The sequence below is a fragment of the Pseudomonas sp. BF-R-19 genome, assembly GCF_019956445.1.
GTDB classification, from domain to species: domain Bacteria; phylum Pseudomonadota; class Gammaproteobacteria; order Pseudomonadales; family Pseudomonadaceae; genus Aquipseudomonas; species Aquipseudomonas fluorescens_BH.
On record NZ_JAHBDN010000041.1, the window covers coordinates 1 to 15476 of the forward strand.

A 15476-nucleotide genomic window follows, 5' to 3' on the forward strand; every position below is an offset into this window, starting at 1 on the left:
AAGAGACAGGTTATCAGTTGATGCTGACCCAGGCTTTCAATCGCGGCGGTAAACCGGTGCGGTTGTTGGGGGTTGGCGTGCGGCTGGAGGACTTGCGGGGCGGGTTTGAGCAGATGGAGTTGTTTGAGCGGTAGTTGAGTGGTGAATGTGCAGACCCCTTCGCGAGCAAGTCGGATCGCCGCACCGCCGCTCCCACAATGGACCGCGTGATCAACTGTGGGAGCGGGCTTGCTCCGGGCGGCGATCCGACGAAGCTTTTAGCTTTTGGCTTTCAGTTCAGCCCCGGATTCGCCACCAGTCGCTCGCCATTCTGGGCCAGTGACTTCAGGAATTCGGTCTGCAATTCGGGGTCATTGCGCGTCAGTTCGATCAGGCTCTGTTCCAGTTCGCTGGCTTCCTCTTCAAGACCCAGCTCCGACAGGCGTTTGACCCGGTGGACCCACTGATTGACTTCGTCGCCTTCGAGATCGTCATAAATCAACCCGTGGGCTTCATAGAGCTTGCTGCGTAAGTTGCTGCTGATGGCCAGGGTGGAATCGTTGTGCACGTTGCCCTTGGCATCCTCAACACGGATCAGCAACCGGCTCAGATGATTGATGTCATGTTCGGCGAACGGGTTGTCCAACAGATTCAGACGCAATACGCCGTTTTTGTCGGTGGTCAGTTCGAAGGTTTCCTTGCCGGCCTTGACCTCGACCGGACGCTCGCTCCAGGGCAGGCTTGAGTACTCCGTGCGTTTGTCGCGCTGGACCTCACCAATAGCGGCCAGGTTTTGCTGCGCGCGGCCGTGGGACTGCACGTTCATGAACGGGTTGAGCCCGGCGAAACCGTAGCTCAGCCAGTCCTTGGTCACACTGTCCGGCAGATTGCCGAGGGCGAACACATTGACCACGTTGGCACCGATACCCGCCACCACGGCTACCGCGCCCAGCGGGATTTCGTAAATCTCCCGCCAGGGTTGGTACGGCGTATAGCGATCGTAATGACGCGTGACTTCGTACTCGGTGACTTCGAAAGTCTTCTGCTCGAGAATTTTCACCCGCCGTTGCGGCAGCTCAAGCACCTTGGGCTCACCGACATCGATCTGCAGGCTGTGATCGAGCAATTTGCGCTCGATCCGCTCCTCTTGCTCGCTGCGTTGCGACATGTGGTTGGCACAGCCGCTGACCAGCAGTGCGCCGCACAAGGCGGCACCACCGAGGCCTAAGGTGTTTCGCTTGAACATGACGTCTCTATATCTGGTATCAGCGGCGGATGCGGGCCTGAAGGAACGACAGCACGTCGGCGACTGGCAGCGCTTGTGCGTCGGCCTCGGCACGGCTCTTGTATTCCAGGTTGCCTTCGGCCAGGCCGCGGTCGCTGACCACGATCCGGTGTGGAATGCCGATCAGCTCCATGTCCGCGAACTTGATGCCCGGGCTGGTTTTCTTGTCGCGGTCGTCGAGCAGCACTTCGAAGCCGGCAGCGGTGAGTTCCGCGTACAGCTTGTCGGTGGCTTCACGAACCTGTTCGGTTTCGTAGCGCAGTGGCACCAGGGCAATCTGGAACGGCGCGAGGGTGTCGCTCCAGATGATCCCGTTTTCGTCGTTGTTCTGCTCGATGGCAGCCGCCACCACGCGGGACACGCCGATGCCGTAGCAACCCATTTCCAGGGTGACCGGCTTGCCGTTCTCGCCCAGCACTTCGCACTTCATCGCTTTGCTGTACTTGTTGCCCAGCTGGAAGATGTGCCCGACTTCGATGCCGCGCTTGATCTCCAGGGTGCCCTTGCCGTCCGGGCTCGGGTCGCCGGCCACGACGTTGCGCAGGTCGGCAACGGTCGGAACAGGCAGGTCGCGTTCCCAGTTCACGCCGAAGTAGTGCTTGTCGTCGATGTTGGCGCCGATGCCGAAGTCGCTCATCAACTCGACCGAACGGTCGATGATGATCGGCAGCGGCAGGTTCAGCGGGCCGAGGGAACCGGCACCGGCGCCAATGGCGTCGCGCAGTTCGCTTTCCGAAGCCATGACCAGAGGGCTGGCAACGCCAGGCTGGTTGGCGGCCTTGATTTCGTTCAGCTCATGGTCGCCACGGATGATCAGGGCAATCAGCTTGCCTTTCTCTTCTGCGTGCACCACGAGGGTCTTGATGGTCTTCTCGATCGGCAGGTTGAAGCCTTCGACCAGTTGCGCGATGGTCTTGGCGTTCGGGGTGTCGACCAGGCGCAGTTCTTCAGTCGCAGCGGCGCGCGAGGTTTCGCGCGGCACAGCTTCGGCTTTTTCGATGTTGGCGGCGTAGTCGGAGCCGTTGCTGAACACGATGTCGTCTTCACCGGACTCGGCCAGCACGTGGAACTCATGGGAGCCGGCGCCGCCGATGGAGCCGTTGTCGGCTTCAACAGGGCGGAACTTCAGGCCCAGGCGAGTGAACACGTTGCAGTAAGCCTGGTGCATGCGGTCGTAGGTGACCTGCAGCGAAGCCTGGTCAGCGTGGAACGAGTAGGCGTCCTTCATGATGAATTCGCGGCCACGCATCAAGCCGAAGCGTGGGCGGATTTCGTCGCGGAACTTGGTCTGGATCTGGTACAGGTTGATCGGCAGCTGCTTGTAGCTGCTCAACTCATTGCGCATCAGATCGGTGATGACTTCTTCGTGGGTCGGGCCTGCGCAGAAGTCGCGACCGTGGCGATCCTTGAAGCGCAGCAATTCAGGGCCGTACTCTTCCCAGCGCCCGGATTCCTGCCACAGCTCAGCCGGTTGCGTGCTCGGCATCAACACTTCGAGAGAGCCGGCGGCGTTCATTTCTTCACGAACGACGGCTTCGACCTTGCGCATTACCCGCAAGCCCATCGGCAGCCAGGTGTACAGGCCCGAGGCGAGTTTGCGGATCATGCCGGCGCGCAGCATCAGCTGGTGGCTGATCACGACCGCGTCGGAAGGCGTTTCTTTTTGTGTGGCGAGCAAAAATTGACTGGTGCGCATGGTTGGCCGTTATCGATTGCTGATGACGAGAAATGACGGAGCATTGTACGGGCGAGTTCCGCTGGCGTACAGGCGTGCGGTCGGTGGTGTGGCAGGAGGGCACGATTTACTCGGCCCTCTGCGATTCTTCCTGCGTAAAGAGCCTACGATTCTTCGGCGACCGGGGTCTGCACCGGTTCCGGTGTCGGTGTCGGGCCTGCGCGGCGGTTCTCCTGGAACCAGTGCAAGGCGATCAACAGCAGGGTCGGGACGCCCAGCAGGGCGGTAATCAGGAAGAAGTCGTGGTAACCGAATTTTTCCACCATGACCCCGGAGTAGCCGCCGATCAGGCGTGGCAGCAACAGCATGATCGAGCTGAGCAGGGCGTATTGGGTGGCGGAGAACTTGAGGTTGGTCAGACTTGACAGGTAGGCCACGAAGGCCGAGGTCGCCAGGCCTGAACTGAAGTTGTCCAGGGAGATGGTCAGCACCAGCATGTTCAGGTTGGGGCCCATGTCGGCGAGCATCAGGAACAGGATGTTGGTCGCCGCGGATGCAATACCGCCGATGAACAGGATCGGCAGGATGCCGAAACGCACGATCAGCAGGCCGCCCATGCCTGCACCAACCAGGGTCATGATCAGGCCGAAGATTTTACTGACGCTGGCGATCTGGTCCTTGGTGAAACCCTGGTCGATGTAGAACACGTTGGCCATCACGCCCATGACCGTATCGGACATCCGATAGGTGGCGATCAAGCCGAGCAGCAGCAGCGCTTGCCAGCGGTATCGCAGGATGAAGTCGTTGACCGGTGTCAGCACTGGCGCCAGGCCACGACGGCCCATGGCCGAGAGGCACAGGGCGGTGAGGGTGGTGTAGAGGATCGCGCGCAGGAAGGCGCGGTCTTCGAGCAGCAGGTCAAGCAGGCTCACGCCCTGGAACAGCACGCTGGCGAAGTCGGTGTTGTAGAACTGGGTGAACATCGCCGGTACCGAAACCAGCAGTACGATCAGCACGAAGACCGACGCCAATTGATGCACGAAGCTGTAACGACCGGCCTGCAGTTGCGTGCGCAATGGCACCGGCGGTTCGCGCATGAACATGGAGGTCAGCAGCGCCGGGACCATCAGCACTCCGAACAGGATGTAAGTGCCGGCCCAGGCCGAATGCTTGTAGTTGAAGCCGGTGGAGCCAAAGCCTTCGGCGAAGTACAGCGCGCCTGCAGTAGCCAGCAGCGCAGCGACCCGGTAACCGGACATGTAACTGGCGGCGAGTGCGGCCTGGCGGTTGTCTTCGGCGATTTCCAGGCGATAGGCGTCTACCGCAATGTCCTGCGTCGCTGATGCGAAAGCGACGACGACGGCAATGGCGATCAGCCAGGACAAATGCTTTTGCGGGTCGCAGAAACCCATCCCGATCAGGCCAAGGATGACCAGTGCCTGGGACAGCACGAGCCAGGATCGTCGTCGACCGAGCTTGCCGAGCAATGGCAGTCGCCATTGGTCAAGCAAGGGTGACCAGACCCATTTGAAGGCATACGCCAGGCCAATCAGGCTTGCATAGCCAATGGTTTCACGCGCCACGCCGGCTTCACGCAGCCAGACCGAAAGCGTCGAAAACACCAGCATGTAGGGCAGGCCGGCGGCGAAACCAAGCAGCAACAGCACGAGTGTCGAAGGGCTGGCATAAGCGGCGAGCGCGGCGCGCCAGGTTTTACGGGGCATGGGCTGGAGTCTGCCTCAAGAAATACGGAAACAAAGCGCGCACTCTAACCGCTGTGCTCTACCGGACGCCAGCCATGGCGCTGAATATCAACACGATTATTCAGGATACTGATGCCCTCCATGCGTAATCGTGCGCGCTGCTCATCACCCGAAGGGCTGCCCACCGGCAGGCTGATACGCCCGTTTGCGCCCAGAACGCGATGCCAGGGCAATTTGCTGTCGCTCGGCAATTGACTGAGGGTGCGGCCTACCCAGCGGGCGGCACGACCCAGTCCTGCAAGCTCGGCCAGTTGGCCGTAGCTGACGACTTTGCCCTCCGGTACTTGGGCAAGTGTCAAATACAGCGCCGTGCGTCGGATTTGCGCTGCGCTCTCGGATTCATCGGTTGGGTCGGTCACGTCCGTCAGTCCTGAAGAGGTTTGCTTTACCATCTGTAGAGTAATTCCTGCGCAGGAAGTTGAGAAATGAACTCAACAGAAATAGTCGGGTCAGTCCTTGTCATGACCTTGTTCCTACGGATAATGCCGACTTTTCTCGCAAGCCTGAGCCTGTATTTTGTTTATGTTGTCCAGATCCCTGCTGTGTCTCGCTGTCTTTGGCGCATCCTCTCCCTTGCTGGCCGATACCGTGTGGTTGAAGAACGGTGACAAACTGAGCGGCAAAATCACGCTGTTCGATGGCGGCAAGCTGCTGATCCAGACCGAATACGCCGGTGCGGTGACGATCGACTGGAAACAGGTCAAGACCCTGGACAGCGATCAGGAGCTGCTGGTCAAGCAGGATGCCTACAGTGGCGAGAAAGCCAAGTCGCTGAAAGCGGCGGACGCCGGCAAGGTCACGCTGGCCAACGGCGAGACACCGAAGACGGTCGAGCTGGCAAGCATCCAGCAGATTCTCAAGCCAAAACCGGTGGTCGAGGATCTGGTGTGGAAAGGCAACGTCGATGTCGCGCTGGATTACCAGCGGGCGGAAAACGACACCGATGACTACGGCATCGATTTCAAGACCAGTGCGCGACACGGTCGCTGGCGGCACACCGCTGAAGGTGAATACAACCGTGAGTTCCAGGACGAAGTGGTGACCACGGACAACTGGCGGGCGGAGTACTCCATCGACCGATTCCTGACCGACCAATGGTTTTGGCAGGGGCGCCTGGTCTACAAGCGCGACAAGGTCGAAGACCTTTCCCGGCAACGCACCGTCGGTACCGGTCCCGGTTATCAGTTCTGGGATAACGAACTCGGGGCGTTCTCCCTTGGCTCGCTGATCAACCGCACGGACTATGAATTCTCCGGTGGCAGCAAGGACAATTTCTACGCCCTGGCCATGAAGTGGGACTACAACCGCTACCTGGTCGGAAAGCGTGTCGAGTTCTTCACCAATGGTGAAGTCGGCAAGCCGCTGTCGGGTGTGGCCGACTACGCACTCGATGCCGAGATGGGGTTGCGCTACAAGGTGACTGACTGGGCTTCGCTGAACCTGAAGGCGGAGCGGGACATCATCAGCGGCACCGACGATGCGGATCTGGACAAGACACGCTACACCGCAGGGTTTGGTGTGACCTGGTAAGAGAATCAAAAGATCGCCGCCTTCGACAGCTCCCGGGTTGACCCTGCAGGAGCTGTCGAAGGCGGCGATCTTTTTTTGTGTGGACAAAACACTCGCCCACAAAAAAGCCCCGCTGTTGAGGGCGGGGCTTTTTACTAAAGCAAGTACAAGTTAGATAACTTGAACTTCTTCAGCTTGCATGCCTTTCTGACCGCGGGTAGCGATGAAAGAAACCTGTTGGCCTTCTTTCAGGCTTTTGAAGCCGTCGGACTGGATAGCTTTGAAGTGAACGAACAGGTCGTCACCGGATTGTGGAGTGATGAAGCCGAAGCCTTTTTCATCGTTGAACCACTTAACGGTACCGGTTTGGCGATTAGACATGGTGTAACTCCTTGAACAAAGATAACTGCGACTCAGGAAGAACCCTGGCCGAGACTGAGTGCAAAGAGCAGGAAAAATTCTTGTAGATGGTTGGATCGAAATTCAACATATCGTGTAGAGATTCTCAGTGACACAAGCAGCACAGTGACGCCACCTTAACCCTTTTTCCTGAACGTGCCAATGCTTCTTGCGAAGGTTTCTCTGTTTTAAGGATCGGCGGTGTGACGGTTCGTCGCCAGCGCAGGTAATTCCAGCCTGTTCGGCGAGAATTGCACCGCGGACTTTGAACCCGGCGGCGCGCCCGGTAAGATGCCGGACAGAATTTTTCGACCTCGCTATTCAGGACACCCGCCATGAGCATCAAATCGGACAAGTGGATTCGCCGCATGGCGCAGGAACACGGCATGATCGAGCCTTTCGTCGAGCGCCAGATGCGCGGCAGCGACGATAGCCGTGTGATCTCCTACGGGGTGTCGAGCTACGGCTACGATGTGCGTTGCACCAATCATTTCAAAGTGTTCACCAACATCAATTCGGCCATCGTCGATCCGAAGAACTTCGATGCCGGCAGCTTCGTCGACATCCACAGCGACGTGTGCATCATTCCGCCGAACTCCTTCGCCCTGGCCAGCACCGTCGAATATTTCCGCATTCCACGTAATGTATTGACCATTTGCCTGGGTAAAAGCACCTACGCGCGCTGCGGCATCATCGTCAACGTCACGCCGCTCGAGCCTGAGTGGGAAGGTCACGTGACCCTGGAGTTCTCCAACACCACCAATCTGCCGGCGAAAATCTACGCGAACGAAGGCGTGGCGCAGATGCTGTTCCTTGAGTCTGACGAAGAATGTGAAGTGTCCTACAAGGACCGTGGTGGCAAGTATCAGGGCCAGCGTGGCGTGACCCTGCCGCGCACCTGAGTCAACCGTCCGGCAAATGCCGGGAATTCCTGAGCGGGCGTACACTCTATGGGGTGTACTGTTCCGATCCGCGCAAGGCGGGTCGGGCCATCGCTCAGGAGTGCCGAATGAAGATCGATCCGCGAATCAGTGCCGAACTGGCAAGGCTTGAACCCAATCAGGTTGGCGTTCTGGCCTGGTCCTTGTTGGCACATCCGCCCGTCAGCATGGCAGGGGGTATCCCCGGCCAGCCTGATCCTGATACCCCGAACGAACAGCCTAATGAACCGGGCGAGCCTACACTGCCGGATGAGCCGCCGCCTGCGCCTGTTGTCTGATTTTCGATTTCCGCTACCCATGGCCGGTGAACTGCGGTTGTCGTCTTCAGCAAGCAGGCGTGCAATCAATCAGCCTGCACATATTCGGAAGTAACTGTGTCTGTCGTGGAAATCAACCGACGGGCACGGCCGTGGTTCTATTCAGGAGCTGCGTGCCCTGGGGCCGTTAGCAGAGGGCGTCAGGCAGTTAACTTCGAATATGAAAAGGAACATTCAGATGAGCGCAAATCGATCGGGACATTTGAGTGCCGATGTAATCACGACAGACGGCTCCATGCAGTTTCGCGTAACGGATGGGCTCGATTTCTATCAGCGGTCAGACATTCATTGCATTGAGGCGGATAACGGTCAGGGGACAGCGTTCTACGTGTACTTGCCGATGAGCATCCAGAGTGGCAGCTTCAACCTGGGGCTCAACGAGGGATCTCCCATGGTCATCCATGTGATCGGCAACTCGGAGGCAGAGCTTTACCCAGGAACGCTCGAGTTGACAGTGGGAGGTGACGCGCAGTTTGCCGGGCGCTTCAGTGGGACGGACGCTAATGGTCTGCAAGTGGAAAGTGGCAGTTTCAGGCTGGAAAACAAGGCGACGGCATAGCGGTTGACTGATGTTGGAAGCCGGCAACCCGGCTTCCACTTCTCCTTCCAGCGGCTATTTCAGGTTGCCACTCAGGAACTGCTTCAACCGCTCGCTTTTCGGGTTGCCCAGCACGTCTTCCGGCGCGCCTTCTTCCTCGACCAGGCCCTGGTGCAGAAACAACACCTGGCTCGACACTTTGCGGGCGAAGCTCATTTCGTGGGTCACCATGATCATGGTCCGGCCTTCTTCGGCCAGGCCCTGGATCACCTTGAGCACTTCACCCACCAATTCCGGGTCCAGCGCCGAGGTCGGTTCGTCGAACAACATGACTTCCGGCTCCATGGCCAGTGCGCGGGCAATCGCTACCCGTTGTTGCTGACCGCCGGACAGGAAGGCCGGGTATTGGTCCGCCACACGGGACGCCAGACCCACCTTGTCGAGGTAGCGCCGGGCGCGGTCCTCGGCTTCTTTCCTGTCGCAGCCCAGCACCCGGCGCGGGGCCATGGTGATGTTTTCCAGCACCGTCATGTGGCTCCACAGGTTGAAGTGCTGGAACACCATGGCCAGGCGGGTGCGAATCCGCTGCAGTTCATCGGCGTCGGCCACGTGCATGCCGTGACGATCCTTGATCATGCGGATGTTCTGCCCGTCGAGGCTCATGGCGCCGTCGTTGGGTTGTTCCAGGAAGTTGATGCAACGCAGAAAGGTACTTTTACCCGAGCCGCTGGCGCCGATCAGGCTGATGACGTCGCCGGTCTTGGCCTTGAGCGAAACACCTTTGAGGACTTCATGGTCGCCATAGCTTTTATGCAGGCCTTCGATGGTCAATTTGTACATGGGGCGTGCATCCTCAAGGCGAAAGTAGATAGCCGCTGCGATAGGCTTCGGTGCCCGCGACATGGGCGATCACCATGCCGGCAGTGGCCATGCGGCGCAGCGAACGGGCGTACATCAGCCCGGCTGTGGCGCAATGAACGGGAGTGACCAGATCGTTGACCGGATCAATGATCTCGGCGATCAGTTGCCCGGCTTCAAGGTACTGGCCCGGCCGCGCGGTGAACACCAGCAGCCCGCCGACGGGCGTGGCCACCGGCTCGACACCGGCCAGCGGTGTCGCCGGATAGGGCAGGTCGGGCAGGGGCGCGGGTTCGCCGGCGATCGCGCCGAAATGGATCAGGTAATCGATCAGTGCCTGGCAATCGAGGCTGGCCAGTGGGTGACTGACGTCGCCCTGACCGCGCAGTTCGACGGTCACCGAAAAACTGCCTGGCGGAATGTCGAAGTGCTCGCCGAAGCGCTCCTTCAACTGCCACCAGAGCAGGGTGAAGCATTCGTCGAACGACTGACCGCCGGAATCGGTTGCCAGCAGGCTGGCTTCGGCGCCGATATATCGGGCCAGCGGCTCGACCTGCGGCCAGGCATCCGGCGTGGTGTAGAGGTGAGCGACGGCTTCGAAATCGCAATGCAGGTCGAGCACCATATCGGCGTCGCAGGCCAATCGTTGCAGGGTCAGGCGCTGGGATTGCAATTGGGTGGCGGCGCTCTGCCGGGCCAGCGCATCGCGCAGGCTGCTGCGGATCAGTTGCAGGTTGTGCTGCGGATCGTCACCGAGCTTGCCCTCTATCGCGTTGCCGACTTCCTCACTGAGGTCGACGAACCAGCGGTTGAAGTTCTGGCCGCTTTCCAGCTCGTAGCGGCCCAGCGGCACATCCATCAGCACCTGTTCCAGGCCCACCGGGTTGGCGATGGGCACCAGCACGATTTCGCTGCGCAGGCGCCCGGCGGCTTCCAGCTCCGCCAGGCGCTGCTTGAGGTGCCAGGCCACCAGCATGCCGGGCATTTCGTCGGCGTGCAGGGAGGCCTGGATGTAGATCTTGCCGTTGGCCGGTTGAGGGCCGAAGTGAAAACTGTGGATCTGTCGTGCGGTCCCCGGCAGCGGGGCCAGCAGGTCATGTTTCAGGTGGCGCATCTGTTGTTTCCTGAAGCAGGTTGAGTGCTAGTGGGTCGGCCCGAGGAAGGCCAGCCATCGGCGTTCGGCGAGGCGGAACAGACCGACCAGCGCAAAAGTGACGGTCAGGTAGATCAGCGCGGCGATGCCGAACGACTGGAAGGTCAGGAAGGTCGCCGAGTTGGCGTCCCGAGCAACTTTGAGTACGTCCGGGATGGTCGCGGTGAAGGCCACGGTGGTCGAGTGCAGCATCAGAATCACTTCGTTGCTGTAGTACGGCAACGAGCGACGCAAGGCTGACGGCATGATCACGTAGGCATACAGCTTCCAGCCGGTCAGGCCGTAAGCCTTGGCCGCTTCGACTTCACCGTGGTTCATGCTGCGAATGGCCCCGGCGAAGATCTCCGTGGTGTAGGCGCAGGTGTTCAGGGCGAAGGCCAGGATCGTGCAATTCATCGCATCGCGAAAGAATGCATCCAGTACTGGCTGAGCCCGAATGGCGGCCAGGCTGTATATCCCGGTGTAACAGATCAGTAGCTGGATATAGAGCGGCGTGCCACGGAACAGGTAGGTATAGAACTGCACCGGCCAACGGATGTAGAAATGCGGCGATACGCGGGCGATGGACAGCGGGATCGACACGATGAAACCGAAGAAGATCGAAGCGCTGAGCAGCCACATGGTCATGGCCAGGCCGGTGATGTTGTTGCCGTCGCTATAGAGGAAGGGTTTCCAGTATTCCTGCAGGAGTTCGATCATCGTACGGCCTCCCGGGTCCCGGCGGAGTAACGACGTTCGAGCCAACGCAGGATGAAGTTGGACGCGCTGGTGATCACCAGGTAGATCAGCGCGGCAAGCACCAGGAAATAAAACAGCTGATAAGTACTTTTACCGGCGTCCTGGGCAGCCTTGACCAGGTCGGCGAGGCCGATGATCGACACCAGGGCCGTGGCCTTGAGCATCACCATCCAGTTGTTGCCGATACCCGGCAGGGCATAACGCATCATCTGCGGGAACACCACGATCCAGAAGCGCTGGCCGCGCTTGAGGCCATAGGCGGTGGCCGCTTCGACCTGACCCCGTGGGACGGCGAGAATCGCGCCACGGAAGGTTTCAGTGAAATACGCACCGTAGATGAAACCAAGGGTGATCACCCCGGCGCTGAACGGGTTGATCTCGATGTATTCCCATTCCATGTAATCGGTAAACGAGGTCAGCCAGGTTTGCAGGCTGTAGAAGATCAGCAGCATCAGGACCAGGTCCGGAACGCCGCGAATGAGTGTGGTGTAGAGCTGGGCAGGCACGCGCATCAGTTTGACTTTTGACAACTTGGCACTGGCGCCGAGCAGCCCGAGCAACACGGCCAGCAACAGCGACAACGCCGACAACTGGATCGTCATCCAGGTGCCTTGCATCAGCAGCGGACCGAAGCCCTTGAGGCTGAAGGCAGAGAGCCCCAGATTTTCTAGTAGGTTTTCGAACATAAATCAGCAACCTGATCGGATAAAAAAAGCGCCCATCGAGAGATGGGCGCCGGGCATTATTTGCCGCTGTACAGATTCAGATCGCCAAAGTGTTTCTTCTGAATGGTGGCGTAGGTGCCATCATCGTGTAACGCTTTGATACCTTTATCCAAAAGTGCTTTCAGCTCGGTGTTACCTTTCTTAATGCCGATGGCTGTTTTGGATGGCAGCAAAGCGTTGTCGACCGGCTTGCTGACGTCGTAGTCGGCACCCTGTGGCGACTTCAGGAAGCCCAGTTCGGCTTGCAGCATGTCCTGAATCCCTGCGTCGAGACGACCGGAAGTCAAGTCGGCGTAGACCTGATCCTGGTTGGCGTAGGCCTGGGTTTTCACGCCGGCCTTGTCCAGAACGGCTTTGGCATAGGCTTCCTGAATGGTGCCTTGTTCGTAGCCGACGGTCTTGCCCTTGAGCGAGGCGACGTCTTCAGTCACGCCAGAACCTTTCTTGGATACATAGGCAGTTGGGCCGGAGAACAGTTCGCTGGAGAAATCGATGACTTTTTCACGGGCTTCGGTAACGGTCATCGACGAGATCACACCGTCGAATTTATTGGCTTTGAGGCCAGGAATCATGCCATCGAAGTCACTTTCGACCCACTTGCATTTGACCTTCAGTTCGGCGCAGATCGCGTTCCCCAGATCGATGTCAAAGCCTACCAGGCTGCCATCGGCCGCTTTCGACTCGAACGGTGCGTAGGAAGGGTCAACGCCGAAACGCAGTTCTTTGTACTCCTTCGCCATGGCGGAGCCAGCAGCCATGCACAACGCCAGTGCAGAAAGGGTCAGCAATGCTTTTTTCATTATTCAATCCCTAAAAACCAATATGAGCGCTTGTGGCGCAGAATTATTGTTACTGGAAAGCGTAAGACCTGTTGAAAGTAGCAATTTCCGAACCAGAGTGCCGAACAAGCGTTTTAAAAGGTGCTTGGAAATGGCCGGAGACAGATTTATGCACGAAAACGGGCGCAGGGAAATGGGTGCACCAAATCATCTCGCCACAAAAAACGGTTTGACTGAGCGGGGTCACCAGGCTCTCCACCTCGTCGACACGACTTGTCCTTGCGTCAGCGCAACGGCGATAGCGGTCTGACATTCAACCTCTATGTTGAATGTCAGACCGCTATCGCGAGCGAGTAAAGGGCGCGGTTACTTTCCTGGCGTCAGCGTCAACCGCGCCTTGCCGTAGGCGTTGTCGAAGTTCTGCGGCTGCATCGGCAGGCTCATGTACTGGCCCTTGAGCCACGGCTCGATGCTGTTGAGGTAGTTCGGGCTGGCCGGGTTGCCGGACTGGCCGGTCCCGTTCTGCGCCATCAGCGGTTCGGACTGGCCGAAGTCGACGATAAAACGCATGGCTGGCGCCAGCGTGGTGTTGAAGTCCTGGCCCCAGGCGAAGGCAGCGGTGTTGAGTGTGGTGTGATCGCCACCGGCCGGTAGCGGTCCGCGTACGGTCTGGCCGCTGCTGTTTTTCCATTCATAGCGATGCAGTTTGCCCCACTGCCAGGCTTTGTGATCGCCGCCCAACTGGCTGTCGCCTGCGCTGATCGCGGCGGCGAGGCTGCGAGCGAGGATCGCTGGTTTGTCTTCTTTCTGCGCAGTGCGCACGTCATCCCAGAACGGGCTGTCCTCACGCCCGAGCAAGTGATCGGCCTGGGCTGAGTAGGACAACTTGCCGTCGGCGACAAAGGCTTTCCACGCCGGGCTGCTTTCAGGGCCCAGTTCATCGAGGAAGATCTGCCGGGTGCTTTCCTGCAGGAACAATTCGTAGATGGCCGCATCGGTGGAGGTCGGGCCGAGCTTGCCGTCGAACGCCATCAAGCGGCTGTAGGCTTCGTGTGCCTTGGCGCGATCGGCCGCCGGCAAGGCGTCCATGGCCTGTTTGAGTGGCTGGGCCATGCCCGGCGCTTCGAACATTTTCTTCAGCTTGGCAGCGAAAGTGGTGGTCTGGTCGTATTGCATGGCGATCAGGCTGCGGCTGTCGTGTTTGCCTGCGCCGGCCAGTTCGGCCAGGCGCTCGCCGCGCTCCGGAGCGGCCCAGGAATTGGACAACTGCATGCCGTAGCCATGGGGAATGACCCGCTGGTTGGCCGTCCCGAGCCAGCCTTGGGCCGGGTCCTGGTCGTACGGGTGGAGCATCGGGTCGGCGTAACCGTCCCAATCGTATCGACCTTCCCAGCCCGGCGAGGGCAGCAGGCCTTCGCCTTCACGGCGGTTCGGGTAGCGGCCGGTGACTTGCCAGCCGATATGGCTGGCGTCGGCGAACACCAGGTTCAGCGCGATGGCGCGGATTTCGCGGCTGGCATCCGAGGCTTTCTCGACACTCTGGGCGCGGGACAGGTCGAAGAACGCGTCCAGGGTCTTGTCGTCGGTGAAGTTCGGCGTCTGCAAGGCCAGGCCGAAACCATTGGCCAGCGTGGTGCCCTGGGCGCTGTTGAGCAGCGGTCCATGGCGGGTTTCGTACACTGCTTCGCGAATCGGCCGCTGGCCTTTGACGAAATAGGTTTCGTTGCGCATGATCGCCGGCTGCCACTTCCCGGCGTTTTCGTAGGTGAGCCCGTTGCCCTGGCGCTTGATCTTCTCCAGGAACAGGTCCTGATTGTCGCGCATCACGGACGTCATGCTCCACGCCACCTTGCCGTTGAAACCTCCAAGCACCATCGGCAGGCCCGCGATGGTCACGCCGGACGCCTGATACTTCGGCGCGCGAATCTGCACGTAGCTGAACAACGAAGGCACGCCCAGCGGGCCGTGACTGTCACTGGCCAACAGGCTCTTGCCGCTGCGGCTGCGTTGCGGGGCGATGGCCCAATTGTTCGACGAGGTGGCGCCCAGCAGGTTGAGGTCCGACAGTTGGCCAGTGGCCTTGCTGAGTTCGGCCAGCCCCGGTACTTGCCCGTTGAGCTTGAGGCCTTGCAGTTTTTCGCTTTCGGCGGCCGGCAGTTTTTCGTCGGGAGCCGACGGCGTCAGCCACGCCAGTTTGTCGGTGGTGACGGTCTGGGCCAGTACCAGCGAAGAGATTTCTTCCGGCAGGTTGGTCGACTGGCTGAAGTTCAACAGGCAGAAAATCAGCGCCGAATCCTCCGGCTGCCAGTACTCAGGCTTGTAGCCGGTGGCTGCCAGATCCGCCGGCAGTTTGTCGCGGTAACGGAACAGGTAGGCGTTGACCCCGCGCGCATAGACTTCGAAGAAACGCTTGAGGCGCGGCGAAGAAGCCTTGTACAACTCGCCAGCACTTTTCTTCAGGTTGACCGCCCGCATGTAACGGTCGGCATCCAGCAGTTCGGCGCCGTGCATCTCGGCCAAACGGCCCTGGGCCAGCAGGCGCAGGGTGACCATCTGCGTGATGCGGTCGCTGGCATGCACGTATCCGAGGGTGAACAGCGCGTCGTGGAAGCTGTTGCTTTCGATCAGCGGCATGCCCATGGCATTGCGACGCACCGAAACGTTCTGCGCCAGGCCCTTGAGCGGTTGTACGCCGGAGGTTGGCGGGAGGGTGTCCTGGGCGCTGAAGTTCTGACAACCGGTCAGGCTCAAGACACCGGCCACTGCTGCGGCAACGCCGAACCGGGGTAGAAAATGAGTAAGGGCTGGCGAGGCCAT

At 59.6% G+C, this 15476-nt stretch carries 15 protein-coding genes and 1 pseudogene; 5 read left to right on the plus strand and 11 right to left on the minus strand.

All coding sequences use genetic code 11. The annotated features are described in order from the left end of the window. Positions 1-134: pseudogene (locus tag KGB28_RS09020) on the plus strand (DNA polymerase IV); the annotation flags it as partial. Positions 135-271: 137 nt separating this feature from the next. Here KGB28_RS09020 and KGB28_RS09025 read toward each other — a convergent pair. The 4 genes from KGB28_RS09025 to KGB28_RS09040 form a co-directional block, all read right to left on the minus strand. Further along, positions 272-1225 (minus strand): hypothetical protein, encoded by a 954-nt coding sequence (locus KGB28_RS09025; RefSeq protein WP_223444300.1) that lies wholly within the window; start codon positions 1223-1225, stop codon positions 272-274. Positions 1226-1244: 19 nt separating this feature from the next. Next, positions 1245-2960: a proline--tRNA ligase gene (locus KGB28_RS09030; protein ID WP_223444302.1), complete on the minus strand. Its 1716-nt coding sequence runs from the start codon at positions 2958-2960 to the stop codon at positions 1245-1247. Between the two features lie 143 nt (positions 2961-3103). Beyond that, positions 3104-4663, minus strand: a complete 1560-nt coding sequence (locus KGB28_RS09035) for an AmpG family muropeptide MFS transporter (protein ID WP_150727644.1) — start codon at positions 4661-4663, stop codon at positions 3104-3106. A 44-nt stretch (positions 4664-4707) separates the two neighbouring features. Beyond that, positions 4708-5061, minus strand: a complete 354-nt coding sequence (locus KGB28_RS09040; RefSeq protein WP_150727643.1) for an MGMT family protein — start codon at positions 5059-5061, stop codon at positions 4708-4710. Between the two features lie 163 nt (positions 5062-5224). Here KGB28_RS09040 and KGB28_RS09045 point away from each other — a divergent pair, with 163 nt between their 5' ends. Then, positions 5225-6232, plus strand: coding sequence for a DUF481 domain-containing protein (locus KGB28_RS09045; protein WP_223444303.1), 1008 nt, complete (start codon positions 5225-5227; stop codon positions 6230-6232). A gap of 150 nt (positions 6233-6382) precedes the next feature. Here KGB28_RS09045 and KGB28_RS09050 read toward each other — a convergent pair whose 3' ends face one another. Beyond that, on the minus strand, positions 6383-6592 hold the full coding sequence (locus KGB28_RS09050) for a cold-shock protein (protein ID WP_002554837.1): 210 nt from the start codon (positions 6590-6592) through the stop codon (positions 6383-6385). Positions 6593-6945: 353 nt separating this feature from the next. Between KGB28_RS09050 and dcd the strand changes: the two genes are divergently transcribed. The 3 genes from dcd (at position 6946) to KGB28_RS09065 (ending at position 8427) form a co-directional block, all read left to right on the plus strand. Then, positions 6946-7512, plus strand: a complete 567-nt coding sequence (gene dcd / locus KGB28_RS09055) for a dCTP deaminase (RefSeq protein WP_007940589.1) — start codon at positions 6946-6948, stop codon at positions 7510-7512. A gap of 107 nt (positions 7513-7619) precedes the next feature. Next, a complete protein-coding gene (locus KGB28_RS09060; protein ID WP_008052149.1) occupies positions 7620-7829 on the plus strand; it encodes a hypothetical protein in 210 nt (69 codons plus the stop codon). A 217-nt stretch (positions 7830-8046) separates the two neighbouring features. Further along, positions 8047-8427, plus strand: a complete 381-nt coding sequence (locus tag KGB28_RS09065) for a hypothetical protein (RefSeq protein WP_223444305.1) — start codon at positions 8047-8049, stop codon at positions 8425-8427. Between the two features lie 54 nt (positions 8428-8481). Here the strand turns inward: KGB28_RS09065 and KGB28_RS09070 are convergent, their stop codons facing one another. The 6 genes from KGB28_RS09070 to KGB28_RS09095 all read right to left on the minus strand — a co-directional run bounded on the left by KGB28_RS09070 (position 8482) and on the right by KGB28_RS09095 (position 15476). Further along, positions 8482-9246, minus strand: a complete 765-nt coding sequence (locus tag KGB28_RS09070; RefSeq protein WP_095965070.1) for an ABC transporter ATP-binding protein — start codon at positions 9244-9246, stop codon at positions 8482-8484. A 13-nt stretch (positions 9247-9259) separates the two neighbouring features. Further along, entirely contained in the window at positions 9260-10378 is a 1119-nt protein-coding gene (locus tag KGB28_RS09075; protein ID WP_223444307.1) for a succinylglutamate desuccinylase/aspartoacylase family protein, read from the minus strand. Positions 10379-10405: 27 nt separating this feature from the next. After that, positions 10406-11116, minus strand: a complete 711-nt coding sequence (locus tag KGB28_RS09080) for an ABC transporter permease (protein WP_223444309.1) — start codon at positions 11114-11116, stop codon at positions 10406-10408. Beyond that, complete coding sequence (locus KGB28_RS09085; RefSeq protein ID WP_223444311.1) at positions 11113-11841, minus strand: ABC transporter permease; 729 nt, start codon at positions 11839-11841, stop codon at positions 11113-11115. The genes KGB28_RS09080 and KGB28_RS09085 overlap by 4 nt, the downstream gene beginning before the upstream one ends. A 56-nt stretch (positions 11842-11897) precedes the next feature. After that, positions 11898-12680: a transporter substrate-binding domain-containing protein gene (locus KGB28_RS09090; RefSeq protein WP_008052144.1), complete on the minus strand. Its 783-nt coding sequence runs from the start codon at positions 12678-12680 to the stop codon at positions 11898-11900. Positions 12681-13025: 345 nt separating this feature from the next. Then, positions 13026-15476, minus strand: a complete 2451-nt coding sequence (locus KGB28_RS09095) for a penicillin acylase family protein (RefSeq protein ID WP_223444313.1) — start codon at positions 15474-15476, stop codon at positions 13026-13028.